The 2,294-nt window shown below is 68.3% G+C and carries 1 protein-coding gene and 1 pseudogene; both read right to left on the bottom strand.

The window, feature by feature from the left end:
- The coding region (locus EOA38_RS34065; protein WP_145966210.1) for a xanthine dehydrogenase family protein molybdopterin-binding subunit at positions 1 to 2,133 on the bottom strand (2,133 nt) is incomplete at its 3' end.
- Positions 2,130 to 2,294, bottom strand: a pseudogene (locus tag EOA38_RS40725) (xanthine dehydrogenase family protein subunit M); the annotation flags it as partial. The gene EOA38_RS34065 and the pseudogene EOA38_RS40725, both read right to left, overlap by 4 nt.

Below are 2,294 nucleotides of genomic sequence, written 5' to 3'. Positions count from 1 at the left end.
GGTCTGGATGTCGGGAATGTCGGCATTGGTCGGCAGCATGTAGTCGGCGAAATTGCCGTTGACGATGCGGCCGTGGCGGCGGTCGACGATGCCTTCTTCCAAGAGCGCCTGGCCGATGCCCATGATGATGCCGCCCTTCCACTGGCTCTCCGCCAGCTTCGGGTTGTAGAGCCGGCCGGAATCCAGCGCCGACACCACGCGCGACACGCGCACAGTGCCGAAATCCTCGTCGACGCGCACCTCGACGAAATGCGCGCACCAGGAATGGCGCGAATAGTCGCCTTCGGTGTGCGGCAGCGCCGTGGCGATGGTGGTGTAGTTGTTGTAGCGCTGCTCCCGCGTGAAGCTCGCCGGAACGGTGTCGCCCCTGGCCTCGATCTTTTCGCGGCCGAGCATGCCCATCAGCTCGGCGATCGACAGCTCCGGCCCGTCGCCGCGCGGCGAGGCGACACGGCCGTCGTTCACGACAAGCGTGTTCGCCTGCAGCCCATGGAAGGGCGAGCGCGGATCGGAGAGCGCCAGCCCGATCAGCTCGTCCAGCGCCTGGCCCGCCGCCTTGTAGACGGCGCCGGTCATGACGCCGGCAAGCCGCGAGCCGCCGGTGACGCCCGCCCGCGCAAGGCGCGAGTCGCCGAGCTTCACCGACACCTTCCCCACCGGCACGCCGAGCGTCTCGGCGGCGGTCTGCGCCAGGATCGTGTAGGTGCCCTGGCCCATATCGATGGAGGAGCTTTCGACCTCGGCCGAGCCGTCTGCGGAGAGCCTCACCACCGCCTCGCCATAGGCGCGCCGCACCGGATAGGTGCCGGCCGCCACGCCCCAGCCGATGAGCTGGTGGCCGTCGCGCATCGAGCGCGGCTCGCGCGAACGCTTGGCCCAGCCGAAGGCGTCCGCCCCTGTTGCAAACGCCTCGCGAAGCTGGCGTGTCGACCACGCCTTCTTCGCTTCCGGATCCTGTTCGGCATAGTTGCGAAGCCGGATCTCCAGCGGATCCAGCCCAAGCTCATAAGCGAGCTCGTCGATGGCGCATTCGATGCCGAAGGCGCTGGGGTTCTCGCCCGGCGCGCGTTTGGCGCCCGGCACCACCGTGTTCACCCGCACCACATTCTGCTTAGAGGAGAAATTGGGCGTGGCGTACATGATCGAGGTGACGGAGCCGAGCGGCTCGACCCACATGCCGTCGACGGCAGTCTCGTTGACGCCGCGATGCACGATCGACTGGATGCGGCCCTCGCCGTCGGCGCCGATCGCCACCGTCTGGCGGGTTGCGGCGCGGCCGCCATAGGAGGTGAAGTTCTGCGGGCGGTTGAGCATCAGCTTCACCGGTCGGCCGAGCATTCTTGCCGCTGCCGCCGCCACCGCGCTGTGCGCCAGAGCCAGCGCCTTCGAGCCGAAGCCGCCACCGATATAGGGCGAGACCAGCCGCACATTCTCGAACGGCACGCCGAACCATTCGGCATAGGTGCGCGCCATGCCGTCGAGCCACTGGCTCGGCTCCCAGATGGTGAGTTCGTCGCCTTGCCAGCGCGCGATCAGCCCGTGCGGCTCCATCGCCGCCTGGAACTCGCGCTGCGTGTTGTAGGCCGCGCAGATGCGCACCGGCGCTTCGGCGAAGGCGGCCTGCGCGTCGCCCCATTCCTTGGTCATGGCGTCGATCGGGATGCCGTCGCCGGCCTTGCCGTCGCTAAGGTCGACGATGGCCGGCATCTCGTCATACCAGACCTTGACGAGTGCGGCCGCCGCCACCGCCTGCTCGAAGGTCTCGGCCACGACCGCCGCGACATGCTGGCCGGAAAAGGTGACCTCTCGGGCTAAAGGGCAGTAGGGTCCATCGGACGGTCGGTTGCCGAACCAGTCCGATGCGGTCTTGAGCGGCATGATGGTGTCGGGCGTCAGCACCGCCAGCACGCCCGGCGCGGTCTCCGCGGCGCGGGTGTCGATGGCTGTAACCTTGCCGGCGGCGATCGTTGCGCCGACCAGCACCGCATGCGTCAGCCCTTCGAGCTGCTGCTCGACGGCGTATTGAGCGGCGCCCGTGATCTTGGCCGGGCCGTCGACGCGCGACAGGCGTCCGCCGACCGCTTCGAGGCGTGCGCTGTCCGAGGCCGCGTGTTTCATGTCATGAACGGTCATGCCGTCTCTCCCAATTCGAGGATGGCGCGCGCGATGACGCGCGGCGCGAGCGCTATTTTGTAGTGGTTGGCGCCATGGTCGACGGCGCCCTCCATGGCGAGCTCGCTCGCCTTGCGAACGGTCGCTTCGTCGAGCGTCTTGCCCTTCAACGCCTCTTCGAC

It is taken from the genome of Mesorhizobium sp. M1E.F.Ca.ET.041.01.1.1 (genome assembly GCF_003997355.1).
Taxonomy (GTDB): Bacteria; Pseudomonadota; Alphaproteobacteria; order Rhizobiales; family Rhizobiaceae; genus Mesorhizobium.
This window is presented reverse-complemented; position numbering and strand designations above follow the sequence as displayed.